The sequence below is a fragment of the Collinsella aerofaciens genome (assembly GCF_039836695.1).
In the GTDB taxonomy this organism is placed as follows: Bacteria; Actinomycetota; Coriobacteriia; order Coriobacteriales; family Coriobacteriaceae; genus Collinsella; species Collinsella aerofaciens_BD.
In genome coordinates this window covers 120,815-146,216 of record NZ_JBDPAC010000003.1, presented here as the reverse complement: position 1 = coordinate 146,216, position 25,402 = coordinate 120,815, and the positions used below count along the sequence as shown (strand labels likewise).

Genomic DNA, 25,402 nt, shown 5'->3' with positions numbered 1-25,402 from the left:
CTCGACTGCTGGTTGTGGATTGTCTAACAAATAGACAATCCCTATGTTGAGTGTCTTATCGTTTTATCTGGTGCAACGTATCAAGCGAGTTGTCTTGCATATTAATTAATTTGGGAACTGCATCTCTGGGTCGACTGCATCTGGATATTCAAAGGTTAATTTGATTTGGCGAGAAGAGAAAAATGATGAAAAATCGACATCTGAGTTTAATCAGCGTGGTTTGTCTAACATCTATTTGTTTTATCTCTCTTTTATGGCCCGCAATCGCATTTTCATTAACTGAAGATTGCGTGGCTGAAGGCACTGATGGCTCTTTGGTTCAATCGGGTCAGGAAGCATTTGGGACATCAGGTAGCGATCGTTTGACTTTGGATTCCGATAATTTCAAAGCATCGATCGATTCGTCGATATATGAATATACTGGCGATGTGATTACTCCTGATGTCTCTGTTTTGACTGCCAGCGGTTCTGTGCTAGCAAGCGGAATCGATTATGAAGTCACGTATTCAGATAATGTTGCCCCTGGCTGCGCCACTATAAGAGTGAATGGGCTAGGAAATTACGCCGGCGTTACCTCTCAACTGTCGTTCCAGATCGTTCGTTCCTCTGATAATAACATCGCTCTTCCTGGTTCTTGGGCCTACCAAAACGGTAAATGGTGGTGGAGATATGAGGCTGGTGGTTGGCCGTCAAACTGTTTTCTGTCCATTAGAGGGGCGGAGTATTATTTTGATTCCGAAGGTTATGCAGCTACTGGCTGGAAATACTTGAACGATGGCTGGCATTTATTTTCTAACTCCTGTGCACATTTGAAGGGATGGGCTGCCACCGGTGGGCGCTGGTTCTACCTTGACGAGACATCGGGTTCAATGAAGACCGGCTGGGTTTTAATTGATGATAGCTGGTACTATTTGGACAGTTCGGGCGCTATGCAGACCGGGTGGTTACTTCTTGGCAATACTTGGTACTGGCTTGAGCCTTCTGGATTAATGGCTACGGGCTTTAGGCTTGTTAACGGCTCTTTGTATCATTTTTCCGAATCCGGTTCTATGAGCTCCGGTTGGTTTATTAACGATGGGGCATGGTATTGCTCCAACGCATCGGGAGAGATTCGTACCGGGTGGTTTTACAATGGTTCTAGCTGGTATTTGCTAGACCCCAATAATAATGGCGCCATGCTGGAAGGATTTCAAACTGTAAATGGCTCCATTTATTATTTGGATCCGGATAGCGGCGGTGCATTAAAGTGCAACACTTGGGTCTTCTCACAAGATGAAAACGTATATTATGCGTGCAGCAGTGGTGCGATTGTGCTTTCGTGTTAGCGTCGGATTATTTTAGCCAAATATAGTCGGCCGAGATTGACCAATCCCGGCCGACCCATTTTAGCCAACACGCCCGCATCTATGTCTTTCCTATCGCTTCCCTACATCCCCTCGGGCTGGATCCCCCTCACCTTCACCGCCTGGGGGACGGCCTCCACCGAGTAGGTGTCGAGCCCCCTGCCGCGGTAGCTCGGGCCCCGCATCACGAACACCGACGCCTTGTCGAACAGCCTGTCGAGGGCGCAGAGGAGCGTGTCGTCGCCCGTGAAGAACTCATCCCACCCGCTCGGGGCGATGTTGCTCGTGAGGACCATCGCGTTCGGCCCCTCCTTCTCGTAGCGCCTGTCGACGACATCGAAGAACAGGTCGGTGCACGGCCTGTCGTAGACGCATCTTCCCACCTCGTCAACGATGAGGCACGACGGCTTGACGAGCGAGGAGACGACCCGCGAGGTGTTTCCCCGCTGGACGGCCTTCTGGAACCTGTCCCTGAGCTCGGTCGCCTTTATGTAGTAGGTCTTGAGCCCCCGCATGCAGCACTCGCGCCCGTAGGCCTGCGCGAGGTGCGTCTTCCCTATGCCGCCGGGCCCGACGAAGGCGACGTTGCGGTGCGCGTAGAGGTCGGCCAGCGACGGGAGCTTGCCCAGCGCGGCCGCGTCCCGGCCCTGGATCCTGGAGAAGTCGAAGCCCTCGAAGGTCTTGGGCTCGCGCCTGGGCAGCCTGCTCAGCCTCAGCAGCGTCTCGATGGAGGCGAGCCTCCTCTTCTCCGCAAGGTAGGAGAAGGTGGCTGCCACGGCGGCCATCTCCCCGTCGCCGAGGTCGAGGTCCGAGGCGAGGGTCGCGAGCTCCTCCGCCCCGACGGCGATCCCGAGCCTCGACGCGGCGTCGCTCGCGAGCTCGTAGGGGCTCGCCCCCGCGCCCGCCATCATTCGGCCCTCCCGAAGTCGAACCTCTCGAAACCGGGTTTCGTCCTGGGCGGGGCGATTTGCTCGACCACGGTCCCCACCGGCTGGGTCGGCAGCTCCTCGGGCTGCGCCGGCGATGTCTCCCACTGCCCCTCGCACCAGCTGTCGGCGCCGGTGCCGACGGCGTGGGCGACGAGCTCGCGGGAGAGGTCGTCGCTGTATATGTGCACCACGCGCCCCTCCCGGTTCACCCTGCACTCGCGGCGGACGTACCAGTAGGGCACGCCGTAGCGGTGCCCCTCGAAGCTCACGAAGCCGTCGAAGGAGATCTTCCGGCGCGGGCACAGGTACCGCTCGACCTCGGCCGTGACCTCGAGCGGCCTGGTGTTCGCCGAGCACGCCGCCTCGTGCTCGCGCATCGGGACGCATGCCGCCGCGCGCCGCCAGCGGCCTCCCTGCTCGGCGCACCAGAGGGCGGCCTCCCGGTTGAGGGCGTCAAGGTCGGTAAAGGACCTTCCCGCGAGGAAGTTCCCCTTCACGAAGCGGACGAGCCTCTCCACCTTGCCCTTCGTATAGGGGTGGCGCGGCCTGCACAACCTGGTGCGGAAGCCGACGACGCCCATGAACTCGGCGTAGTCGGCCTGCCAGACGGGCCGGCCGTCGGCATCGCGGCGGACGACCACGCTCTTCATGTTGTCGGTGAGCACGGTCGCGGGCACGCCCAGCGCCGAGAACGCGTGCAGCATCCCGATGAGGAGGTTCTCCTGGCGCGCGTTCGGGAAGAACTCGACGTGGGCGCCCCCGCAATGGTGGCAGACCATGGCGAAGCAGGCGATCCGCGCCCGCTCCCCGCCGGGGCGCTCGACCGCGACGAAGCCCCAGTCCATCTGGTAGGCCTCTCCGGGCGCCGTCCTGAAGCGCTGGCCGCGGCAGCCCTGCGGGGCCGCCTGCCGCCTCTTCGCGGGCACGAGGTCCCGGTGCGCGGCGATGTAGGTCTTCACCGTGGTGAGGCCGCCGGCGTAGCCCTGGCCGAGCAGCCGCTCGAATATCACCTGCGAGTTGGTGACGCCCTTCCGCAGGAGGTCGTCCACCAGGCCGGTGTGGCCGGCGAGCACGCCCGGCGCGGCCCTCCTCCCGCTGTTCCCGTGGGGCAGGGCCCTGAACCCGTGTGCCCTGACCGTCCTCGCGCGGGAGCGGGTGAGCCCCGTCCTCCTGCAGAACTCCGCGAGGTTGCATGCCTGCGGGTCGAACCCGTCGCCCTCCTCCGCGGCCATCTCCCGGAGCGCCGCGTCTATAATCTCCTGTAGGTCATCGTGTCTCTCGTTCACCTCAATGGTCCTCCTAACGCCGGCGTGTTGGCACCACCAGCGTAGTGGCGGCGGGGAGGCACGGTGGCCATTATTCGGTGACCGGGATTGGTCAAAATCGTTTGACTATTAGCGGCTAAAATCGCCCGGCGCTAACATTCGGGCGTCAAGGACGGCGCGGGTGGAATTAAGCTCAGGGATCCCGAGGGAAAGCCTGTCGCTGGCTGGTATTGGTCCTCAGCTGCACAGGTGTGGTTTTACACAGACTCAGATGGGGTTCTGCAGCGCGGTTGGCGATTCATTGACGGTAGGTGGTATCACCTCGACAACGAATCCGGAGCCATGAATACTGGCTGGTTCCTCGATGATGATGGAACGTGGTACTACCTTATGTCTTCTGGACAAATGGTAAATGGCTGGAACAGAATTGGAGACTCCGAGTATTTCTTTAATGCCTCAGGTGCTTGGGTGGAGCCTGAGCACTCCGCGCGCGCCTCCTTGCAGTCCCAGATCGTTAATCGTTGCCATAGCGTTCCTTCTCCTGGGGCGGGACTGTGCTCGGAGTGGGTTAGCCATGTGTTTTACCCCGTGCTGGGGTCATATCCCAACGGCGACGCATGCGACATGTTCTGGAATTGGTGTTACAGCCGAGATATATCTCAGCTTAAAGTTGGAATGATCGTTGCGGTCCCTACGCATACTCATACAAGTGCTGGTGCCCGCTGGGGCCATATTGCTATTTATATCGGAAACGGTATGGTTATGGATAACATCGGTTACATCAGGACAACATCACTTGCTTGGTGGCTGAACTACTACCACACTACCGCTATACCACAGTGGGGCTGGGTTTTAAATACGCCTTTGGAATGATGCGGATTCTGGCCAGCATGCGGAATCAACGCCTGCTTGTGTATCGAATCACAAACGCTTCTTAACTGTATATCATGTATGGAATGCAATTATTCATAGTAAGGGAATCGAGGGTTGACCCTCGATTCCCTTATCTATTAGTCGCATTTTAATAAGGCTAAAATTAGAAAGCGCAGAATTAAGCTAACACTTTATAAATGATAGTAGCGATTTCCGGGTTCTCCCACGCTGAAATTTGGGTTAATGTACGGATCGCCTTCGACATAGTATTTTGCCCAGCGATAATTCATGTATGCGACTTCTTTGTGGAACCGAATCTGCTTTTCCGTATTGTTTTCAACGCCTCTAGAAATCGACTCGTAGTGATAGAGCTCGACTTCGGGCGTGTATACGATCAGGTCGTTAATCTCGCGTAGCTTTAAGCAAAAGTCAACATCATTAAATGCAACTTGAAGCTCTTCGGTGAAACCTCCGACTTTCTCATATTCGCTACGCTTGGTCATTATGCAAGCTGCAGTGACAGCGCTGAAGTCTTGTTGCGCATCGTTGAGTGCAAAGTAGCCCCAATTATTCCTTGGCATGCTCTGGCAAAGATGTCCCGCCACGCCGCCAGTGACGCATAGGCCCGCGTGCTGAATGGTGTTGTCGGGATAGTAGAGTTTTGCACCGACTGCGCCAACATCCTCACGTGCGCAGATGCCAAGCATGGTCTCGATCCAATTGGGCGTAATTACCTCAGTATCGTTATTCAATAGCAAGAGATAGTCGCCCTTGGCGTGAGCAACGCCAAAGTTCATGAGCTTGGAGAAATTGAATTCGTGTTCCCAAGTTACAAGACGAACGATGTCAGGATATTTTGCTTGCAACTTATCGTAATAATCGAACGTCACCTTTTCTGTGCTGTTGTTTTCGATTATGACGAGCTCGTAATTGTCGTACGTTGATTTCTCAACAATTGATGTAATGCAGTTGTTCAGAATGTCGGCGTGGTCTTTAGTCGGGATGATAATTGACACGAGTGGGTGGGAATCTGGCACAGCGTAGGTTACTTTATATGTAAAGGGACGACGCGCTTGTTCGACCTTCGCATTGAGCCCAAGCCTGTCCAAATGACTCTGGACCGCTTTGATACCTGCGATAGTGGCATACGGCTTGCTATCGGCATTTGCTGCGGTGGAGGTCTCGCTTAGGCGCCAGTGGTATAGAACCTTCGCAACATGATGAACTTTCCTTGCCTTTTCCACGGCGCGGAGAGTCAGATTATGATCCTGTGCTCCATCGAACTCTTTTGTGTTCGGCTCTAGAGTGTCTAGCAGGGACTTACGGATGGTAAGCATGTGGCAGATATAGTTATTGTTTCTGAGCAGATCGATATTGAAATCCGGCTTAAAGAACGGCTGCGCTAACTTTCCATCGGGCATGAGTTTATCTTCATCACAATAAAGAAGATCGACGTCATTATTGTTTTCAATTGCCTCGGCATATGAGAACAACAAGTCCGGTTCAAGAATGTCGTCATGGTCAAAGAAGCTAACGAAATCGCCCGAAGCTACGGCAACGCCTGCGTTTGTGTTTTCGGAAATACCCTTATTTTCGGTAAGATTAATTGACTTAATTCTGTTGTCGCGGGCTGTTTCCTGCTCAACGCGAGCCTTTAGTTCCTGATTGTCAGGGCTTGCATTAACTAGGAGGAGCTCCCAGTTTGCATAAGACTGGTTTTTTACGGATTCGACCATATCGTTAAAAAACGAAATCGGCGTGTTGTAAAGAGGGACAATGATGCTGAATTTCGGAGCGCTATTGAAGACGATTTTTCTCTGCTTCTCCAGTGCGCCAATGGTTGCCTTATGCTCTGTAAACCATTCGGGGTATTCAGGGTCAAACTGCGCATGGGTAAAGAGGAAGTTGGTCTCCTCAAGAAGCAAGCCTAATTTATCAGGCGTTAAGCAGTCAAATGCACTGAATGATGGGTGATTTTGATCGTCAATAATAAAATAGTAACGATCAAACGCCTTTGGCATGCGGATCGAGAGCTGCGTTTCAAGTTGCTTTTTCTCGGATGTAAATCCAACGCTCGTTACATTTGAACCGAAATTGACTATGCTCAGCCCAACCTCATTGAGGAACCGGTCGAGGCAGCGAAGTTTGATTTGCGAGTCATTGCGGTACGGTGTTCTAACCGTGCACCTCAGGATATACTCGTTTGAATCTTCGATGCACTGCCAAAAATCAATCGTCGCCATCTCAAACTCTGAAACGTCATCGTAATTTCGGAGTTTGCTGCACATGTCAGGTTTAATTTTGTAGTTAAGACGCGACTCCCATTTGATGTTCTTGCAATTGAGCGAAAGGGAGTCGCTGCTCAGGTTGCAACCGTCTTTGCCGATTTCGTTAAACTCAATTTTAATGGCTCGGGTATCGGGGTCGGGGATTACAAGAACGTATGAGTTCGATTCGCCGTTATTGTCCTTGAATTTTAGAAGAGACAAAGGTAAGCGGCGGTCGTCATCCGTTGCCGCTTGAGCTTTTATGCTGGAGCCTTCATGGATGCCTTCTATTTTAAGTTGCTGGTAGATTTTCCAGTTTCCTCTGCATACTCCGGTTGTTTCGACTCGCATTGTTTGCCTTTCGTTTGTTGGACACTGCTCATTGTACTTATTCACTTCATGTCTCGCTATAAATGCAGAGAGGAGTTCCGTGATTTCTGGCATTCTTAGATGTGTCGCTATGAGTTCGTCAGACGCTCCGTTCCGCTGTGTTAACATCGAAGAGGACATCTACGTACATCACGCTTTCTGTCGCTGTTGAGGTTCAGGTTATTGTCCTCGCGGCGCTCTGCTTCCTAGTCGTTGCTCATTTCGGGTCCATTGACTTCAAGGGGGTTATTATGAAAGTTGTCTTGTTTGTTGGAGGGGTTGCAAGGGTCCTAGGCGGGGGCTGCGCCCAACGAACGGATTGACGTGACGTGCGAGGTGTGTCCTAGGCCCGGGGGTTCGAATCCCCCGGCCCCCTCCGTAAAGAAAGAACCGCCATTGGGGCGACCCTTATCTCCTGGGGTGGCCGATTCGGCCGCCGCCACTCTTTTCCAGGTCTGCGGACCTGTGTTCGTCCTGGAACGGAAACAGGCTCCTCGCTATCACCCAGAGTATTCCGATGATCTCGGCGGTCGTCGCGCCCATCCAGGAAATTATCACCTCGGTAGGGATTTCGCGCTGCAGCCACATGAGACGGGCGGTGTACGCGACGACGAGGGTGTTGCATGCGACCAGCTGCCACTTGACGCACTTGAGCGCGGCCTTTCCGAGTTCGGACCGAAGGTCGTTCTCCGCCTCCATCCTCTTGACCACGCTCTCGGCCTGGGCCGCCTTGGCTCGCCGTTCCCGCTCCTCGCTCGAGCATTCGACCCTGACCTCGTCTAAATGGGCGCTTTCGATGGGGAAGACGTTTGCTCTCCTTTGTGCCGAACCCATGAGGTCGATTGCCTCTTGTGTCCCTTTTGGTGACCTGCTTCCGCGCTGGTCTGCGCTATCGCAGCCCAAGGTTTTCCACCCTATGGCCCACGGCGGTTACGGATACGTCGAGTATGTCCGTCATCTCACCGATGCTACAATTGCCCGCCCAGAGTTTCGCTACGACCTGTGCCGGCATGAGGAGCGCGGCGGCAAACGAGTTCGCCCATATCTCCTCGGGGTCTGTCCCTCGAGACGAGAGGGCGTCCCTTCGCTCAATGACCCCAGCAACCTCCCCGTCTCCTAGGTTTTGGTACGAGTGGATGTAGAGGCGCTCCGTCACCTCGCACGCCGTTATGTGCCCACCGCCTCATCCAGCTCGTCCGCGACCCTGTAGTGCGTGTTTGTGTCAATGGCTAACTGAACAGCGCATTGGACCAAATATGGTCCAATGGTTGGAGTCTTGTGGTCCGTAAGGACGTGAACCAAAGAGGCTGCATGCTTGGCTCTCTCCGTCCTTCTTTTGTGCAGTTCTGCAACCTAGGTTCGGCCTCGCGTATACTTATATCATCTGTGTACACCCAACTCTGGAGGTCCAACCTATGAAAGGCATCATCCTCGCGGGTGGCTCGGGCACGCGTCTGTACCCGCTCACGCTCGTCACCAGCAAGCAGCTGCTGCCGGTCTACGACAAGCCCATGATCTACTACCCGCTTAGCACCCTCATGCTGGCGGGCATCCGGGATATCCTGGTCATCTCCACCCCGACCGACCTGCCCAACTTCGAGCGCCTGCTTGGGGACGGCTCGCGCTACGGCGTGAACCTGTCCTACGCCGAGCAGCCCTCGCCGGACGGCCTTGCGCAGGCCTTCACCATCGGCGAGGACTTCATCGCCGGCGAGCCGTGCGCGCTGGTGCTCGGCGACAACATCTTCTACGGCAACGGCCTGTCCCGCCACCTGACGCGCGCCGTCCAGAACGCCGAGTCGGGCCGCGCCACGGTCTTCGGCTACCACGTGGACGACCCCGAGCGCTTCGGCGTCGTGGAGTTCGACGGGGAGGGCAGGGCCGTCTCCATCGAGGAGAAGCCCGCCGAACCCAAGAGCTCCTACGCCGTCACCGGCCTGTACTTCTACCCGGGCGACGTGGCAGCCAAGGCGCACGAAGTGAGGCCCTCGGCCCGCGGCGAGCTCGAGATCACCACGCTCAACCAGATGTACCTGGAGGAGGGGACGCTGTCCGTGGTGACCCTCGGCCGCGGCTACGCGTGGCTGGACACCGGCACCATGGAGAGCCTGCACGAGGCCGCGGAGTTCGTCCGCGCCGTGGAGCACTCCCAGGACCTGCCCGTGTCCGTCCCCGAGGAGATCGCCTGGGAGAACGGCTGGATCTCCACCGCCGAGCTTGAGGAGGCCGCCAAGGCCTACGGCAAGTCGGTCTACGGGCGGCACCTGAAGAAGGTCGCCGCCGGCGAGATCGTCAACAGCCCGCGCGAGTACTAGCGCAAGCTTGTTTTCTTTTAGGGGTCACCGTTTATCTGGTGGCCCCTTTCGTTATGATTACGTTGACCATAAAGACAATATGATTGGGAGTGGATGTGTTAAGCGTCTACTTTGGCGATATGCCAGAAGCGATTTACAACACAGCGACATATTTCAAAAACTCTTACCGGTCTTCTTGGATTACGGATCCCTATGCAGTCTCGATAATTAAAGATGTTGATCGATCGGATGTTGTCTCCGAAAACGTCATCGAAAGCCCTGTGCTTGGATCCATCTCCCCACTCCAGCTTTCTGGTGGCGTGAAAACGCTGCTGCTTATGAGATTTGATCGTAAGCAAATTTTTAACGCTTCTACCTGTGGTGACAACTGTGCCAAGTGGATTCTCGACATGGCGAAAGACCGCAAGCTTGTTGTGAATCTCTATCATGTGATGGACTTTGGTCGCGAGGATTTTAAAATTAAAGTCGTGAATAGTGGCCGAATCGTTCACAACATGGCCGAATTGATTCACGAGTCGATTCCGTATCTGTAGGTACTGCTTATGAACGGTTCGCATCTCGTTAAGATTTCCCGCCGCAGGGGAACTAAGTACACATTTACCATCAAGCGGAACATCACTATTGTGCGTGGCGATAGTGGCACGGGTAAGACGACACTGTTTGACATGGTCGCAGACTACATGCGAACGGGCGAGCAGTCGGGCGTTTCCTTGCAATGCGATTGTCCCTGTGTCGCCCTGACCGATTATGATTGGCGAAACCAGCTTTCGTCCGTTCATGACTCGATTGTATTTGTCGATGAGGGCTTAAAAGAGATCCATTCTGATGAGTTTGCCCATCATGTGCTGTATTCCTCGAATTATTTCGTGCTGATCTCAAGGGCTGATTTCCCCAATCTTCCGTATAGCGTGGATGAGATTTACAAGATTAAGACGAGCGGAAAATACCATTCTTTCGTCCCTGTTTATCAAGATCGCGGGAATCATCGTTATGCTATTTCCCGGTCGGCGCCAAAACAGGACTTTTCTATCCTTCTATGCGAGGACAGTAAGTCTGGTTTCCAGTTTTTTGAACGGCATTTCGCTGACAGTGAGCTTACCTGTACTTCGGCCATGACGAACAGCGCGATTTTGGGCTGGTTGGATCAGCATCTCGACGATCGCGTGTTTGTTGTCGCGGACGGGGCGGCATTTGGGTGCTATGCGGACCGCGTCCTTAAGCTGCAAGACATTCACCGCGATACTGTTACGGTTTGTCTTCCCGAATCATTCGAGTGGCTTCTACTGAGCTCCGGCGTAATTTCAGAGCTAGATGTTAAGACGGTTTTGGAAACCCCAGAAGCCTTTGTAAACAGTGAGAAGTTTAAAAGCTGGGAGGATTTCTTCTATAAGTACTTACGTGAAATAACTGGGGATTCGGTTTTTCACTACGACAAAGACTGCATTTCGGAGGCGTTTTGTACAGGAGGTAATTCTGCGAAGGTTATGGCTCTTATCGCATGCCGAAATGTCCGATAGTTTTGTTGAATAGCGTCGCGGCGTCACTTCCTGCGGCATACTAAAGAAGCTGTACATGCTTCAGATTGGATTTTCATGTCTGAGATTTTCGAACCCAAGAATATCATCGTCACTGGCGGCTGCGGCTTCATCGGCAGCAACTTCGTGCACTACGTGGTCAACAACCACCCCGAGGTGCACGTCACCGTCCTGGACAAGCTGACCTACGCCGGCAACCCCGAGAACATCGTGGGGCTGCCCGAGGATAGGGTCGAGCTCGTCGTGGGCGACATCTGCGACGCCGAGCTGCTGGACAGGCTGGTCCCCGGCCACGACGCCATCGTGCACTACGCCGCCGAGAGCCACAACGACAACTCCATCGCCGACCCGGAGCCGTTCCTGCGCACCAACGTGGAGGGAACCTTCCGCCTGCTGGAGGCCGTCCGCAAGCACGGCGTCCGCTACCACCACGTCTCCACCGACGAGGTCTACGGCGACCTGGCGCTCGACGACCCGGCGAAGTTCACCGAGGAGACGCCGTATCACCCGAGCAGCCCGTACTCGAGCACCAAGGCGTCCTCCGACATGCTGGTCCGCGCCTGGACCCGCACCTACGGCCTGCGCACCACGATCTCCAACTGCTCCAACAACTACGGCCCCTACCAGCACGTGGAGAAGTTCATCCCCAGGCAGATCACGAACATCATCGACGGCGTCCGCCCCAAGCTCTACGGCCGCGGCGAGAACGTCCGCGACTGGATCCACACCGAGGACCACTCCTCGGCCGTCTGGGACATCCTCACGAAGGGCCGGATGGGGGAGACCTACCTCATCGGCGCCGACGGCGAGAAGAACAACATCACCGTGCTGCGCATGATCCTGGAGGCGATGGGACGCGACCCCGAGGACTTCGACTGGGTCGCCGACCGCCCCGGCCACGACCGCCGCTACGCCATCGACTCCACCAAGCTCCAGCGCGAGCTGGGCTGGAGGCCGGCCCACACCGACTTCGCCGAGGGGCTCAAGCGGACCATCGACTGGTACGTCGCCAACGAGTCCTGGTGGCGCCCCGCCAAGGAGGCCACCGAGGCCCGCTACCGCGCACAGGGCCAGTAAGACTGCATTCCGGCGAACCGCACCGCGGGGCGCCCGCGCGGGGCCGCAGGGCATGGGGATGACCCTGCGTCCCCGCGCGGGCGCCCGCAACCTGAACCTCTTCGATAGGAGCTTTTCCCACATGGCAGACATCGCATTCGAGAAGGACCTCTCCGTCGCCGAGACCGGCATCGGGGGCCTGAAGGTCGTCGACCTCGCCGTCCACGGCGACTCGCGCGGCTGGTTCAAGGAGAACTGGCAGCGCGCCAAGATGACCGCCCTGGGCATCCCGGACCTCCGCGTCGTCCAGAACAACATCTCCTACAACGACAGCCGCGGCGTCACCCGCGGCATCCACGCCGAGCCCTGGGACAAGTTCATCTCGGTGGCCCGCGGCAGCGTATTCGGCGCCTGGGTGGACCTGCGCGAGGGCAGCGCCACCTACGGGAAGGTGTTCACCTGCACCCTGGACCCGTCCAGGGCCATCTACGTCCCGCGCGGCGTGGGCAACTCCTTCCAGGCCCTGGAGGACGGCACCGCCTACACCTACCTGGTGGACGCCCACTGGTCGCTGGAGCTCAAGAGGACCTACACCTTCGTGAACCTCGCCGACCCGGAGCTTAACATCCAGTGGCCCATCCCGCTGGACCGGGCCACCGTCTCCGAGGCGGACCTCAACCACCCGATGCTCAGGGACGTCGTCCCCATGGCGCCCAAGAGGACGCTCGTCACCGGCTGCAACGGCCAGCTGGGCCGCGCGGTGCGCGCGCTGGCGGAGGAGCGCGGCGTCGCCAAGGACTTCGACTTCTGCGACATCGACACCTTCGACATGTCCGACCCGGCGGCCTACTCCAAGTACGACTGGTCGCTCTACGGCACCGTGATCAACTGCGGCGCCTACACCGCCGTGGATAAAGCCGAGACCCCCGAGGGCCGCGCGGCCGCCTGGAAGGCCAACGCGACCGGCCCCGCCCTGCTCGCGCGCACCTGCGCCGAGCACGGGATCGCGCTCGTCCACGTGTCCTCCGACTACGTCTTCGACGGCACCGCCGAGGTGCACGACGAGGAGGAGCCCCTCAGCCCGCTGTCAGTCTACGGCCAGACCAAGGCCGCCGGCGACATCGCCGTGGCCGGGTGCCCGCGCCACTACATCATGCGCAGCTCCTGGGTCATCGGCGAGGGGCACAACTTCGTCAAGACCATGAGGGCGCTCTCCGACCGCGTCGCCGACCCGGAGGACAAGTTGGAGCAGGTCACCGTCGTGGACGACCAGCTGGGACGCCTGACCTTCACGCGCGACATGGCGCAGGCAATCTTCCACGTGCTGGGGAGCCGCGCCCCCTACGGCACCTACGACTGCACCGGTTCCGGCGCCGTCAAGTCCTGGGCCGACATCGCCCGCGCCGTCTTCGAGGCCGCCAACGGCAACGGCGACAGGGTCGTGCCGGTATCGACCGCCGACTACTACGCGAGCGCTGCCGGCCCCGTCGCCCCGCGCCCGGTCCACTCCGCGCTCGACCTGTCCAGGCTTGAGGCTGCCGGATTCCGCATGCCCGACTGGGAGGAAGAGCTGGGAGAGTACCTCAAGACGCTCTAGCTACTGTTATTGAATTGACGAGAGCAAAAGCCGCCGTTCTTAACGGCGGCTTTTCTTGTTTCTGGCAATTAGCCCCGCCGTAACAAGGGCAATGGCGGTCGCCAGACTCACTGCAAGCCCCGCAAGGGCGCCCGGAGTCTTGTAGGTCATCACGATCTTATTCGCGCCTTTTTGCATGCTCAGGGACGACAAGCCCTTATCGGCGGCGGGCGTTAGTTCTGCGGCGGTGCCGTTTACCGTTACGTTCCAGCCCTCATCGTACGGAACGCTCAGCAGCAGATTGCCGTCATCCTTGGCGGTATACTCGCCTTCGATCCTTCCGTTCTCAAAAACCGTCGGAATAAACTCGCTCGTCTTAAGCTCGTTAATGATCTGTTTGAAATCGTCCAGATTGAGGGCGTAAAAGACCGGCTCATTGTCTTGGGGCATGTCTGTATAGCCCTCTGCGACTCCGATTGACACCGTATGCTGGCTCGGGGCGTCCGATGCATCCGCAATCTGGCGGATATTATTGTCGAATCTCCAGGCCTCGTTTTCGATCGTTCGCTGGTCGATGGTAAGGGCGACGGGCCAATAGCTGCCGGCGGTCACATCTTTGTTGATGTAGAAATACCCGATGGAGCTTGCCGGTACAGTAACGCTCCATTGCTTTAAGCTTTCGCTATTCTCCGTGCTCGTGGCCTCGATCTTGGTATAGAGCTTTACCTCGCGGCCTAGGATTTTGCTGTAGAGGTCGTTCTGCTTTTCGAAGGGGTTCTCGATCTTCAGCGTGCTGTTTTGGATATCGCTTGAGGCTGCGACGCCAATGCTGAGCGCATAGGGGTTCTCGTACACCGCGCTTGTGGAGTCCGCCTGATTCGTTTTGGCCGAAACGTATCCCGCAGGCGCGTTCTCAGGAATGGCATACTTGACTCCCAGTAGGGCATCGACGGCAAGAATGGGCTCGGCATAACGGGTCGAAAACTCGCCGACACTGCTGTATCCAAGGGAGTTGAGCAGTGCAATTGCCTGCGGGTTGTTTGCCGACGAATATGAAGACAGTTGGTTGTATCCAAGCGCCAGGCCTTCGTTGAGGGCGGCGCTATCGGCGCGCGTAATCGTACGGTCGATGCGGTAGAAAGACGCCGAATCCTGGCCTTGAATGGCTGTGATCGTGTTGGTTGCGGTGGCGACATAGGCGCTGTTGGCTTCTTCGGAATAGCCTGTGTACAGCTGGTTCCACATAACATGGGCGTTGGCAAATAGTTCAATTACCGTGAGTGCCAGGAGCGGCATGATGATGGCCGGACGATGGGCTCGACGTAATGTTGGCCGCTCATTGAGTTTCTGCAACGCGTATCCTGCGGCCCACAGCGCAAAGAAGCTAAGCAAAAAGGCCGTGCGCGAGTAGAATCCGTTAGGAACGCGCATGCCGCACCAGACGTACTCGAGCGGGCTCAAAACGGAGCTTGCGACCAGGGTCATCGTGACGACGAGTGTTGCGATACGCGTCTTGATTGAAACCGTGCGGTTAACCAGCAAGCTCGTCGCAAGTAGCATCATGATGATGCCGCAATAGAACTGCGGTGTGCTATCGTTGTTTACCCACATGCAGGGAAGAAAGCCCCTGATGAGCGACTTGAGGCTGGTTTTTAGTAGGGGGCCGAGTGCCAGAACGGGGCCGCCCTTGGACATGGCAAGGATGGTCGGCAAAAAGGTCCATGCGGACAGGAGCAGTCCAAGCGCGATACCCCCGGCGAATCGCAGGGCCCGATCGAGCGTGAGCTTCCAGCTAAATCCTTCTTCTGTAACATAATCGATAAATTCGACCAATACGAAGATGCTGAGGAACAGGATGCTGATGTAGGCCGTATACCAGCAGAACATGACATTGAGCGCCGTTGCGATGACGAGGCGGATCATGCGCTGCTTGCGGATGAGCTCGTAGCATCCGTAGGCGCAGATGGGCAGCAGGGTGAGGCAATCGATCCAGAGCGGGTTGCGCAGGTTGCTGATGGTCCAGCTGCAAAATGTGAACGAGAGGGAAAGCAGGAATGCTGCGGGCTTGGATAGTCCGAAGCGCTTTTGTACATACCAGGCACTGCTAATGTGAATGCAGCCAAGTTTGAGCGCGCTGATAACAAACACAAAGAGCGTCAGCTTGTCTTGAGGAAACAGTACGCAGAGCAGGTTAAAGGGGCTGGCGAGATAGTAGGTCGATGAGGACGGCTTCAAAGGAGATGCAGGGGTCTTGCTGGGTCATGATGCGAACGACGCCATCGAGCTCTTTAAGAAAGATCGGAAGCGATTCCTGCTCGTTGTAGCACGGCACGACAATGGAGATGAGCGGCATGGTGGTTTACCTCTCGTTTGGATTGGAAGTAGGGTGGCCGGGCTGGTCGTCGTAGGCGTATTTGCTGTACACGTTGACCTCCCACTGCTTTTTTTCGACCTTTGCTACAGAATCCAGGATGAATCCGGTTGCAAGGCTCAGGCTGCACAGGAACATAAACGACGCGGCGAGTATGGCGGTGGGGAAGCGCGGAACGAGGCCGGTCTGGAAATACTCGACAACTATGGGCATGCCAAGGGCGAGGCCGATCACCGCAAACAGAAGCGCGACGAGGCTGAAGAACTTCAGCGGGCGGTAGTCCTTGAACAGCGTGCCGATCATCGCAACGACTTTAATGCCGTCGCTCACGGTATTGAGCTTGGACTCGGAGCCTTCCGGACGGTCTCGGTACTCGATGGGCACATCTTTGATGCGCCAGCGGTGGTCGACGGCGTGGATCGAGAGCTCGGTTTCGATTTGGAAGCCCTCGGAAAGCACAGGGAAGGTTTTAACAAACGGGCGGCTCATGGCGCGGTAGCCGGTCATGACGTCATCGAAGCTGTAGCCATAGATCCACTTGATCATGGCGCGAACTAGGTTGTTGCCAAAACCATGGAAGGCGCGCTTGTTCTCCTCGGAGTAGGTGCCGTTGGAAAGGCGGTCGCCTACGGTCATGTCGGCCGTGCCGTTAAGGATGGGCTCGCAGAGGGCTTTGGCCGCCTCGGCGGGGTAGGTGTCGTCTCCGTCGACCATCAGGTAGCAATCGGCGTCGATATCGCGAAACATCTGGCGGCACACGTTGCCCTTTCCCTGGCGGGGTTCAAAGCGGACCGTGGCGCCGTGCTCGGTAGCGATGCGTGAGGTATCGTCCGATGAGTTGTTGTCGTAGACATAGACCGTCGCTTGCGGAAGCTCGCGGTGAAAGTCGTCGATGACCTTACCAATCGTGAGCGCTTCGTTGTAGCAAGGGATGATGACGGCGATGGATTCAGAATTCACTCAATGCTCCTTATATATTCAATCCTTGAAAGTATAGCCGTTTGGGCTTGGCATCCTAAGATGTGGGTTAGTTCTCCAGTTTTGTTGCGCGTATCGTTTGCATGGCCGTCGGGTCTATACTGTTCGTTTGTCAACGATTACGAGTAAAGGAGTTGCATCCGTGTCGGATCAGACAAAGCAACAAGAAACTCGCAGTCTGCCTGCGACGTTTGCTAAGAACGAATTTGAGAAGGATGCGTTTATCCTTCGTCAGCTGGTTACCAAGGATTTCAAGATCAAGTATCGCCGTAGCGTTCTGGGCGTCGCGTGGTCGGTGCTCAACCCGTTGCTGATGATGATTGTTATGGCCATCGTGTTCTCGACGATTTTTGGCCAGGGCCGCAATGGCTCAATGACGCCCGAGATGTACCCGCTGTACTTGATCGTGGGTAACATTACCTTTGCCGTTATGTCCGAGTCTACGAACCAGGCCCTGACGTCTATCGTGGGCGCTGCCCCTCTGCTCAAGAAGGTTAAGGTGCACCGCTGGGTCTTCCCGGTGCAGAAGGTGCTCTTCTCGCTAGTCAACTTTGCCTTCTCGCTGGTCGCCGTCGCCATCGTCATGCTGTGGTTCCACGTTATGCCTTCTTGGCACCTCATTCTGCTGCCGGTTTGCCTGCTGCTGCTTATGTGCTTCTGCATGGGCCTGGGCATGATGCTCTCTGCTCTTACGGTCTTTTTCCGCGACGTTATGCATCTATGGAGCGTCGTCATTACGGCGTGGACTTACATTACGCCCATCTTCTGGACGACTGACTACATTGCGCAAATGCCGCATCTCGTGCGTATCTTGATGTATGCGAACCCCATGTTCAACTACCTGCAGTTTATGCGCGATATCTTTCTGTTCCAGACTACGCCCTCGCTTATGACGTTTGGTATGTGCGTTGCCTGGGCGGTTCTTGCGCTTATTATTGGCTATACCGTGTTCCATAAGTCCGAGCGCAAATTTATCCTCTACATTTAAGGAGTGCTGTGATGACTGAATCTGTTGTTGATTACAGCGAGCAGCCTCTGGCTGTCGAGGTCGACGACGTCACCATGATCTTTAACATGGCGTCCGAGTCGCTGACCAATCTCAAGGAGTACTTCATCAAGCTCGCCAAGCACGAGCTGTTCTTTGAGGAGTTTAGGGCGCTTAAGCACATCTCGTTCGAGATTCATCGCGGCGAGGTCGTGGGTCTGGTCGGCACCAATGGCTCCGGTAAGTCTACGATGCTCAAGATTATCGCTGGCGTGCTTGAGCCTAGCGAGGGCAGCGTTAAGGTGCACGGTAACATCGCGCCGTTGATTGAGCTTGGTGCCGGCTTTGACCCCGAGCTGACCGCCCGCGAGAACATCTATCTGAACGGCGCCCTGCTCGGCTATACCAAGGAGTTCATCGACGCCAACTTTGACGGCATTATTGAGTTCGCTGAGTTGCAGAACTTTGTCGATATGCCGCTTAAGAATTTCTCCTCGGGCATGGTGGCGCGTATCGCCTTTGCAATCGCGACGATTACCGAGCCCGATATCCTGATCGTTGACGAGACGCTGTCCGTCGGTGACGTGTTCTTCCAGCAGAAGTGTGAGGACCGTATCCAGCACTTTATCCAGAGCGGCGACGTGACGGTTCTGTTCGTTTCGCACTCTATGGAGCAGGTTGAGCGCATCTGCCAGCGTGCCGTTTGGATTGAGAAGGGTGACCTTCGCATGGACGGCCCGGTCGATGAGGTTTGTAAGGCGTATCGCGAGCAGTTCAACTAGGTTATAATTACAGCCGCTTGGCTGATTTATTTGGTCGAGCGTGCGGTTATTTGCTCCATTAGCTCAGTTGGATAGAGCAGGGGACTTCTAATCCCAAGGTCGACGGTTCGAATCCGCCATGGAGCACCATCGTTTATTAAGCCCGGACCGCTTGGTGGTCTGGGCTTTTTTCATCTTGTGTGTTGCTGGAGCCGAGCGCGAGCAAGCCGCTGCTGTTTGTTGGGGTTGGCATTTTACTTTTCGAGATGCTCTTTCAGCAGCTCCAGCGCGTGGGCGTAGCCCTGGAGGCCTTCGCCGGTGATGGTGGCGAAGCAGGCCAGACGGGCGTAGCTCACCTGACGGAAGTCCTCGCGCGTCTCGACGGCGCTGATGTGGACTTCCACTGCGGGGATGGCGACGGCCTTGAGCGCGTCCAGGATGGCCACGCTCGTGTGCGTGTAGGCCGCCGGGTTGATGACGATGCCGTCGACCATGCCGTACGCCTCCTGGATCTTGTCGACGATGCTGCCCTCGTGGTTGGACTGGAAGACCTCGACTTCGTCGAAGCCCTGTGCGGCGCCCGCTTCCTTGCAGATCTGCACTAAGCGGTCGTAGTTGTCGCTGCCATAGATGCCCGGCTCGCGAATGCCGAGCATGTTGAGGTTGGGGCCGTTAATGACGAGTGCGTTCATGGTTGCTTCCTTTGCGGTCGAAAAACCACCACAAAGGTGCCTGTCCCCTTTGTGGTGGTTTTTGTTAGAGAGCGGGTGGGAGGGTGTCGAGTACGGCGCGGGCGGTGTTGGCTGCGCAGTCGCGTGAGTCGATGATGTAGTCGGCCCAGGCGCGGTAGCGCGGCATGCGTTGCTCGGCGAGCTTATCGATGCCGTCGCGGGCGGTGATGGGGCGTCCCTTGTGGGCGAGCTCGTCAAGCTTACGGTTGAGCATCACGATCTGACTGTTCTGGTGCAGCAGTGGGTAGTTCTCGTCGCGCGTGACCACGCCGCCGCCCGTGGAAAGTACCAGGCCGCTGCGCTTGGAGATGTCGGCCAGCGCCGCCGTCTCCCGCTCGCGGAAGGCCGCCTCGCCGCGCTCGACGATAAAGTCGGCGCAGGGCATGCCTAGACGCTCCTCAAGTGCGCGATCCAGGTCGATGTGCTCGCGACCCGTGAGCTGGGCGATCTGCTCGCCTACGCGGGTCTTGCCCGAACCCGGCATACCGATCAAGGCGATGTTCTGCTCGCGGCGAGACAGGCGCTCCGTTACGTTCAAGATGCGCTCGCGCGGGGTGACTTGGCCGGTGTAGCGCTCGACAGCCTGTGCCGCCTGGGCAACAAGCATAAGCAGGCCGCCGACGCAGGGGATGCCGCGGCGCTCGGCCTCGAGCATTAGACCCGTGCGGGCGGGGTTGTAGACGATGTCGATGACGCCCTCGAGCGCATCGAGGCCTTCGAGCGTGCAGGGAGCGTCGGGGCAGTGGGGGAACATACCGGCAGGCGTACAGTTGACGAGCAGCGCGGCATCGGATTGCTGGGAGCTGTTGCCGTAGTTGACCTCGCTCGTGCGGCCCACGGACACCACGGTGGCGCCCAGGTCGCCGAGCACCATGCTTGCCGTGGTGCCGGCACCACCGGTAGCGCCAAGCACGAGGACCTTCTTGCCGGTAACCTCAACCCCCAGCTCCTCGACCAGGCACTGAAAACCAAAGTAGTCGGTGTTGTCGCCGCGCAGGCGCCCGTCGGGCAGGCGCGTGATGGTGTTGACGTTGCCCATGCGCTCGGCGAGCGGGCTCAGCTCGTCCAGGTAGTTCATGACGGCGCGCTTGTAGGGGATGGTCACGTTGGTGCCTTCCCACTCGTTGCCGGTCATAAAGGCCGCGAGGTCCTCGGGCTCGCGCTCAAATCGCACGTACTCGAGCCCAGCGAGCTCTTTGTAGATGGTCGGGGTGTAGCTGTGGCCCAGCACGCGGCCCAGTACGCCGTAGGGGCGGGTTGCGGCGGTATCGGTCATCTAGAGCACCTCCGTGTAGCTGCCAAAGTAGGTGAAGCTCTCACACACGTCGTCGATCGAATCGAGCAGGTCGTCGAGGGCCTTGCTGCCAAAGGGGCAGTCCAGGTCAAAGTAGAACATAAACTCAAAGTCGCGACCGGGGATGGGGCGGCTCTCGAGCTTGATGAGGTTGATGTTGAGTGCGTAGAAGCGCTCGAGCACGCGGTAGAGGGCGCCCGGCTCATTGGCCGTGGTGATCATGAGCGAGGTGCGGTTGGCACCGGGATAGACGCGCGGCTCGCGGCTGATGACGACGAAGCGCGTGTAGTTGTTGTCCGAGTCCTGGATGTTGGGCTCCAGCACCTCCAGACCATACAGCGCGGCACAGCTGCGCGAGGCGATAGCGGCGACGTCGGTGCGCTCGGAGTTGGCGACCATCTCGGCCGACATGGCGGTGTTGGGGTACTTGGAGGCGTGGAGATTATGGGCCTCGATAAAGCCGGCGCACTGGGCAATGGCTTGGCCGTGGCTGTAGACCTCGCGCACGTCTTGGAGCTTGGTGCCGGGTTTGACGAGCAGGTTGTGGTCGATCTTGAGGCGCAGCGAGCGCACGATATGGAAGTCGAACTGTGCGAGCAGATCGTAGACGGCGTTGACTGAGCCAGCGGTTGAGTTTTCGATGGGCAGCACGCCAAACTCGCAAAAGCCGTCGCGTACGGCGCGCATAACGCCCTCGAAGGTCTCAAAGAAGGCGATATCGGGCACGTCGAAGAGCCTGCACGCGGCGATCTGGCTGTAGGCGCCTTCGACGCCCTGGCAGGCGACGGTAGCCGTCTGGGGGAAGGGCGTGTTAAAAGCTGCGGCCGTGGCATGGGCCTTTTGCGACACCGTGATGCCCTTGAGCTCGTTGATGTAGCGCTGCTGCTCGGCCTTGCTCATGCTCATGAGGAGACGGAACAGGGTGATGGTCTGAGCCTCGTAGCGCTCGGGTGCGCGGCTGGCGAGGTTATTGAGTTTAGAGCGCTCGCGGGCGGGGTCAAAGACGGCCTTACCCATCTCGATTTTTGACTTGGCGACTTCGGTGGCAATGTCCATACGCTCGACAAAGCTGTTGAGCAGGGTGGTGTCGATGCCATCGATGGCCTGGCGAATATCGGCAAGGTCCATGGAGGCCCCTTTCACGTGTTGGTGATTTTTCTGGGACGGGCGTGGGGGCCGGAGTTGGCCCCCCGGAGATTTTTTAGAGCTGGGCGGCGTCCTCGAGGAGGGCGTCCCAGATGGCGAGGGCGGCGGCTGCTTCGGCTACGGGGACGGCGCGCGGGACGATGCAGGGATCGTGGCGGCCATGGACCGAGAGCTCGGCATTTTCCATGGCGTCCATGTCCACGGTCTGTTGCTCGCGACCGATGGAGGGCGTCGGCTTTACGGCCATCCGCCACATGACGGGTGCGCCCGTGGAAATGCCGCCCAGGATGCCGCCGGCGTTATTGGACTCGACCGCAATCTCGCCGGTCTCGGCATCAACGCGGTACGGATCGTTGTTCTCGCTGCCGCGCATGGCGGCCACGGCAAAGCCCATGCCAAACTCCACACCCTTTACGGCGGGAATGCCAAACGCGATCTGCGCTATGCGGTTCTCGATACCGTCGAACATGGGGTCGCCGATGCCCGCAGGCAGGCCGTAGATGCCGCACTCCACAATGCCGCCGATGCTGTCGAGCTCGTCGCGCGCGGCTAGGATCTCCTCGCGCATGCGGTCGGCTGCGGCGGCGTCAATGCAGGGCAGATCGTTCGTGAGGATCGCCTTGCGGTCGGCCTCGCGATAGACCATGTCGTCCATGGGTAGGTCCGAGATGCCGCCAATCTGCGCGACGTGCGCCATGACCTTGATGCCACGGGCCTCGAGCGCCTGCAGTGCGATGCCGCCGGCGATGCATAGGGGGGCCGTCAGGCGTCCGGAGAAATGCCCACCGCCGGCGACGTCGTGCATGTTGTGGTACTTCACGCGCGCCGGAAAGTCTGCGTGCCCGGGGCGGGGTTTGCAGCGCAGCTCGGAATAGTCCTTGGAGCGTGTGTTGGTGTTCTCAATGATCGCGGCGATGGGTGCGCCGGTAGTGTGTCCATCGACCACACCGGCAATGATATGCGCGGCGTCGGCCTCACGGCGCTTGGTCGCGGTCTCGTCGCGGCCGGGGGCGCGACGGTCCAAAAAGGCCTGCAGCTGCTCCTGGTCAACGGCGATACCGGCGGGAATGCCATCGAGTGAGCAGCCGATAGCAGGGGAGTGCGACTGGCCAAAGATGCTCAGATGCAAGACGTTGCCAAAGGTCGAGGACATGCTATTCCTCCTCGAGCGTGACCTTGCCGCCCAGCAGGCGGTAGTGGTCAAAGAAATCAGGATAGGACTTGTTGACGGCCTCGGCGCCGTGGATCACGACTTCGCCAGTGGCGCGGCTCGCAGCGATGGCGGCCATCATGGCGATGCGGTGGTCGTTGTGCGAATCGACCTCGCCGCCGGTAAGGGCATCGACGCCCTTGATGATGAGGTCGTCGCCGGCGATGCGCACCTGCGCGCCCAGCGCGGTGAGCTCGCGGGTGGTGGTGGCCAGACGGTCGGATTCCTTGATGCGCAGGCGTGCACAGTCACGGATGAACGTGCGGCCCTGAGCCAGCGATGCCACGGCCGAGATGACGGGCACCAGGTCCGGAATGTCGTGCGCGCTCATCTCAAAGCCGGCGAGCTTGTCGGACTGGACGGTGGCGGCGTTCGTGGAGCGTACGATGCGGGCGCCAAAGCGCGAAAGCGCAGCGAGCACGTTGCGATCACCCTGGGCCGAGCTGAGCGACACACCCTCGACAGTGATGGGGTCGGAGCCGATGGCGCCGGCGCACAGCCAAAAGGCGGCGTTGGACCAGTCGCCCTCAACAGCCACGTTGCCAGGCGTGCGGTACGAGCCGCTGCTCACGCGGAAGTTCGTGATCTCGGGCTGGCCGTCCTTGGCGGGGATGCGCTCGACGTTGACCTCGACGCCGAAGGCCTTCATAGCCTGGATGGTCAGGTTGATATAGGGGCGGCTCTCGATAAGGCCGGTCACCTGAACGCAGGAGGGCTGGGCCAGCAGCGGGGCTGCCAGCAGCAGGCCGGATATGTACTGCGAGCTCACGTTGCCCGGCAGGATAAAGGTGCCCGGGCGCATGCGGCCGCTTGTCTTGAGCGGAAAGCCGCCCAGACCCTGCAGGTCGCAGCCGGCGGCAATGATCTCGTCGGAGAGCGGGGAGAGGGGGCGTGCGCCCAGACGGCCCTGGCCCACAAAGGTTGCCTCTGCCCCCAGCGCGCAGGCGACGGGCAGCATAAAGCGGAGCGTGGAGCCGCTCTCGCCGCAGTCGAGCGTGCCGCCGGCAAGTGCCTTGAGCAGGCCAAACTCAATACTCTTCATAGTGGGATGGACCTGGAAGCCATCCTCGACGGTCTCGATGCGGGCGCCCAGCGCTGTGAGGCAGCGCATCGTGGCCTCGATATCGGCACAGGTCGTGTTGCAGGTCACGTGCGTCTCGCCGTTGGCAAGTGCGGCGCAGATGATGAGGCGGTGCGCCATCGACTTGGACGCAATGGCGGGAACGGTGCCCTTGAGCGGGGAGGGGGTGATGCGGGCTAGCATGCGGATGCGTCTCCCTTCTGGCCGAGGCCCTCGGCAATTAAATCATGGAAAGTGGAAAGCGGCGTGCGGTCGATGCTGCAGCGGCCGATGCCGTGCGGAATCACCAGGTCGATGGTGTCGCCCGCGCGCTTCTTGTCGTGGAGCGCCTCGGCAAAAACGGCATCGGCATCTAGGTCGCAGCGCGTCTTGAGGCCATGGCGGGCGCAGAGCTCCTCGATACGACCGGGCAGTGCAGCATCGCAAATGCCGTGCAGAGCCGCGGCGCGCGTGATGATGCCCATGCCGATCGACACACAGTTGCCGTGTCCGAGCTCAAAGTGCTCGCAGGCCTCGACGGCGTGTCCGGCGCTGTGTCCAAAGTTGAGGAGCTTGCGCTGGTTGATCTCGCGCTCGTCGGCAACGACCACGGCGCGCTTGATGTCGATATTGCGGGCGATGATGAGCGCTACGCGCGCCACATCGCGGTTGAGCAGCTCCAGCGTGAGCGGGGTCTTCTCCAGCTCGGCGAAAAGCTCCGGGTCGGCGATCACGGCGTGCTTGACGACCTCGCCGCAGCCGTCGGCGAACTGCTCGGGCGTGAGGGTGGCCAGGCACCCCACGTCGGCGATAACCACGCTCGGCTGCCAAAAGGCGCCGGCCAAGTTCTTGCCGGCAGCCAGGTCGATGGCGGTCTTGCCACCCACCGACGAATCCACCATGGCGAGCAGGCTCGTCGGGATCTGCACAAACTTGCAGCCGCGCATGTAGGTGGCGGCCACAAAGCCCGCCACGTCGCCCACGACGCCGCCACCGAGTGCCACGATCACGTCGGAGCGCGAAAGCTCGTGCTCTGCCACAAACTCCATAATGGCAACATAGGTTTCGGCGCGCTTATGGGCCTCTCCGGCCTCGAAGGTGCAGATGCTCACCTCGTAGCCTGACGCCTCCAGGCTCTGCTTAACGGGCATCTGGTAGAGCGGGCCCACGTTGGTGTCCGTCACGATGACGGCCTTGGTACCGCCGGCAGTGGCGCGCACGAGTGGTCCCGCCTGCTCCAGCAAAAACGTGCCAACATGCACCTGGTAGGGGCGTGCAGTGTCGATATCGATGGTAATCGCCATAAGCTTCGGTCCTTTCGACCTGGCGTGATAGGTG

At 58.5% G+C, this 25,402-nt stretch carries 22 protein-coding genes and 1 tRNA gene; 10 read left to right on the top strand and 13 right to left on the bottom strand.

Annotated features, from left to right (window positions below; translation table 11 throughout):
- Positions 1-182: 182 nt before the first annotated feature.
- A complete protein-coding gene (locus ABG996_RS02860) occupies positions 183-1,325 on the top strand; it encodes an N-acetylmuramoyl-L-alanine amidase family protein (RefSeq protein WP_347479379.1) in 1,143 nt (380 codons plus the stop codon).
- Positions 1,326-1,426: 101 nt separating this feature from the next.
- Here the strand turns inward: ABG996_RS02860 and ABG996_RS02855 are convergent, their stop codons facing one another.
- On the bottom strand, positions 1,427-2,254 hold the full coding sequence (locus tag ABG996_RS02855) for an ATP-binding protein (protein ID WP_006234068.1): 828 nt from the start codon (positions 2,252-2,254) through the stop codon (positions 1,427-1,429).
- Complete coding sequence (gene istA / locus ABG996_RS02850) at positions 2,251-3,558, bottom strand: IS21 family transposase (protein ID WP_035138955.1); 1,308 nt, start codon at positions 3,556-3,558, stop codon at positions 2,251-2,253. Before istA ends, ABG996_RS02855 begins: the two co-directional genes overlap by 4 nt.
- Positions 3,559-3,786: 228 nt before the next feature.
- On the opposite strand from istA, the gene ABG996_RS10805 reads away from it, so the two are divergent.
- Positions 3,787-4,410, top strand: coding sequence for a hypothetical protein (locus ABG996_RS10805; RefSeq protein ID WP_430733176.1), 624 nt, complete (start codon positions 3,787-3,789; stop codon positions 4,408-4,410).
- A gap of 191 nt (positions 4,411-4,601) precedes the next feature.
- Here the strand turns inward: ABG996_RS10805 and ABG996_RS02845 are convergent, their stop codons facing one another.
- Together ABG996_RS02845 and ABG996_RS02840 are read right to left on the bottom strand one after the other, a co-directional pair.
- On the bottom strand, positions 4,602-7,073 hold the full coding sequence (locus ABG996_RS02845; protein WP_347479826.1) for a glycosyltransferase family 2 protein: 2,472 nt from the start codon (positions 7,071-7,073) through the stop codon (positions 4,602-4,604).
- Positions 7,074-7,454: 381 nt separating this feature from the next.
- Positions 7,455-7,880, bottom strand: a complete 426-nt coding sequence (locus ABG996_RS02840; RefSeq protein WP_055252554.1) for a hypothetical protein — start codon at positions 7,878-7,880, stop codon at positions 7,455-7,457.
- A 581-nt stretch (positions 7,881-8,461) separates the two neighbouring features.
- On the opposite strand from ABG996_RS02840, the gene rfbA reads away from it, so the two are divergent.
- The 5 genes from rfbA to ABG996_RS02815 all read left to right on the top strand — a co-directional run bounded on the left by rfbA (position 8,462) and on the right by ABG996_RS02815 (position 13,549).
- Entirely contained in the window at positions 8,462-9,361 is a 900-nt protein-coding gene (gene rfbA, locus ABG996_RS02835; protein ID WP_118450775.1) for a glucose-1-phosphate thymidylyltransferase RfbA, read from the top strand.
- Between the two features lie 95 nt (positions 9,362-9,456).
- Positions 9,457-9,894: a DUF4869 domain-containing protein gene (locus ABG996_RS02830; protein WP_117767274.1), complete on the top strand. Its 438-nt coding sequence runs from the start codon at positions 9,457-9,459 to the stop codon at positions 9,892-9,894.
- A 9-nt stretch (positions 9,895-9,903) separates the two neighbouring features.
- Entirely contained in the window at positions 9,904-10,878 is a 975-nt protein-coding gene (locus tag ABG996_RS02825) for a hypothetical protein (RefSeq protein WP_070097171.1), read from the top strand.
- A 75-nt stretch (positions 10,879-10,953) separates the two neighbouring features.
- On the top strand, positions 10,954-11,973 hold the full coding sequence (gene rfbB / locus ABG996_RS02820) for a dTDP-glucose 4,6-dehydratase (RefSeq protein ID WP_347479825.1): 1,020 nt from the start codon (positions 10,954-10,956) through the stop codon (positions 11,971-11,973).
- A gap of 52 nt (positions 11,974-12,025) precedes the next feature.
- Positions 12,026-13,549, top strand: a complete 1,524-nt coding sequence (locus ABG996_RS02815; protein ID WP_347500965.1) for a sugar nucleotide-binding protein — start codon at positions 12,026-12,028, stop codon at positions 13,547-13,549.
- Between the two features lie 39 nt (positions 13,550-13,588).
- On the opposite strand, the gene ABG996_RS02810 is transcribed toward ABG996_RS02815, so the two are convergent.
- Genes ABG996_RS02810 through ABG996_RS02800 form a run of 3 tightly spaced genes read right to left on the bottom strand, consistent with a single transcriptional unit; the run spans position 13,589 to position 16,859 of the window.
- On the bottom strand, positions 13,589-15,763 hold the full coding sequence (locus ABG996_RS02810; protein ID WP_347478547.1) for a YfhO family protein: 2,175 nt from the start codon (positions 15,761-15,763) through the stop codon (positions 13,589-13,591).
- Positions 15,720-15,881, bottom strand: a complete 162-nt coding sequence (locus ABG996_RS02805) for a hypothetical protein (protein ID WP_347478546.1) — start codon at positions 15,879-15,881, stop codon at positions 15,720-15,722. Before ABG996_RS02805 ends, ABG996_RS02810 begins: the two co-directional genes overlap by 44 nt.
- A gap of 6 nt (positions 15,882-15,887) precedes the next feature.
- The gene (locus tag ABG996_RS02800; protein ID WP_271738028.1) at positions 15,888-16,859 is read right to left on the bottom strand and encodes a glycosyltransferase family 2 protein; all 972 of its coding nucleotides are present in this window, start codon (positions 16,857-16,859) and stop codon (positions 15,888-15,890) included.
- 160 nt (positions 16,860-17,019) lie between these two features.
- Here ABG996_RS02800 and ABG996_RS02795 point away from each other — a divergent pair, with 160 nt between their 5' ends.
- The 3 genes from ABG996_RS02795 to ABG996_RS02785 all read left to right on the top strand — a co-directional run bounded on the left by ABG996_RS02795 (position 17,020) and on the right by ABG996_RS02785 (position 18,773).
- Positions 17,020-17,865 (top strand): ABC transporter permease, encoded by an 846-nt coding sequence (locus tag ABG996_RS02795; protein WP_271738027.1) that lies wholly within the window; start codon positions 17,020-17,022, stop codon positions 17,863-17,865.
- An 11-nt stretch (positions 17,866-17,876) separates the two neighbouring features.
- Positions 17,877-18,644 carry an ABC transporter ATP-binding protein gene (locus ABG996_RS02790; protein ID WP_271738026.1) on the top strand — a complete coding sequence of 256 codons (768 nt, stop codon included), beginning with the start codon at positions 17,877-17,879 and terminating at the stop codon, positions 18,642-18,644.
- A 52-nt stretch (positions 18,645-18,696) separates the two neighbouring features.
- Positions 18,697-18,773 (top strand) — tRNA-Arg (locus ABG996_RS02785).
- A 104-nt stretch (positions 18,774-18,877) separates the two neighbouring features.
- Here ABG996_RS02785 and aroQ read toward each other — a convergent pair.
- The 6 genes from aroQ to aroB all read right to left on the bottom strand — a co-directional run bounded on the left by aroQ (position 18,878) and on the right by aroB (position 25,368).
- The gene (gene aroQ / locus ABG996_RS02780) at positions 18,878-19,315 is read right to left on the bottom strand and encodes a type II 3-dehydroquinate dehydratase (protein ID WP_347478543.1); all 438 of its coding nucleotides are present in this window, start codon (positions 19,313-19,315) and stop codon (positions 18,878-18,880) included.
- Positions 19,316-19,379: 64 nt separating this feature from the next.
- Entirely contained in the window at positions 19,380-20,630 is a 1,251-nt protein-coding gene (locus ABG996_RS02775; protein ID WP_347478542.1) for a shikimate kinase, read from the bottom strand.
- A complete protein-coding gene (gene pheA, locus ABG996_RS02770) occupies positions 20,631-21,776 on the bottom strand; it encodes a prephenate dehydratase (RefSeq protein WP_347478541.1) in 1,146 nt (381 codons plus the stop codon). It abuts the gene before it with no gap.
- Positions 21,777-21,849: 73 nt separating this feature from the next.
- Positions 21,850-22,947, bottom strand: a complete 1,098-nt coding sequence (gene aroC, locus ABG996_RS02765; RefSeq protein ID WP_347478540.1) for a chorismate synthase — start codon at positions 22,945-22,947, stop codon at positions 21,850-21,852.
- A 1-nt stretch (position 22,948) separates the two neighbouring features.
- Entirely contained in the window at positions 22,949-24,268 is a 1,320-nt protein-coding gene (gene aroA / locus ABG996_RS02760; RefSeq protein ID WP_347500964.1) for a 3-phosphoshikimate 1-carboxyvinyltransferase, read from the bottom strand.
- Positions 24,262-25,368, bottom strand: a complete 1,107-nt coding sequence (aroB, locus tag ABG996_RS02755; RefSeq protein ID WP_347478537.1) for a 3-dehydroquinate synthase — start codon at positions 25,366-25,368, stop codon at positions 24,262-24,264. Before aroB ends, aroA begins: the two co-directional genes overlap by 7 nt.
- Between the last annotated feature and the right edge of the window lie 34 nt (positions 25,369-25,402).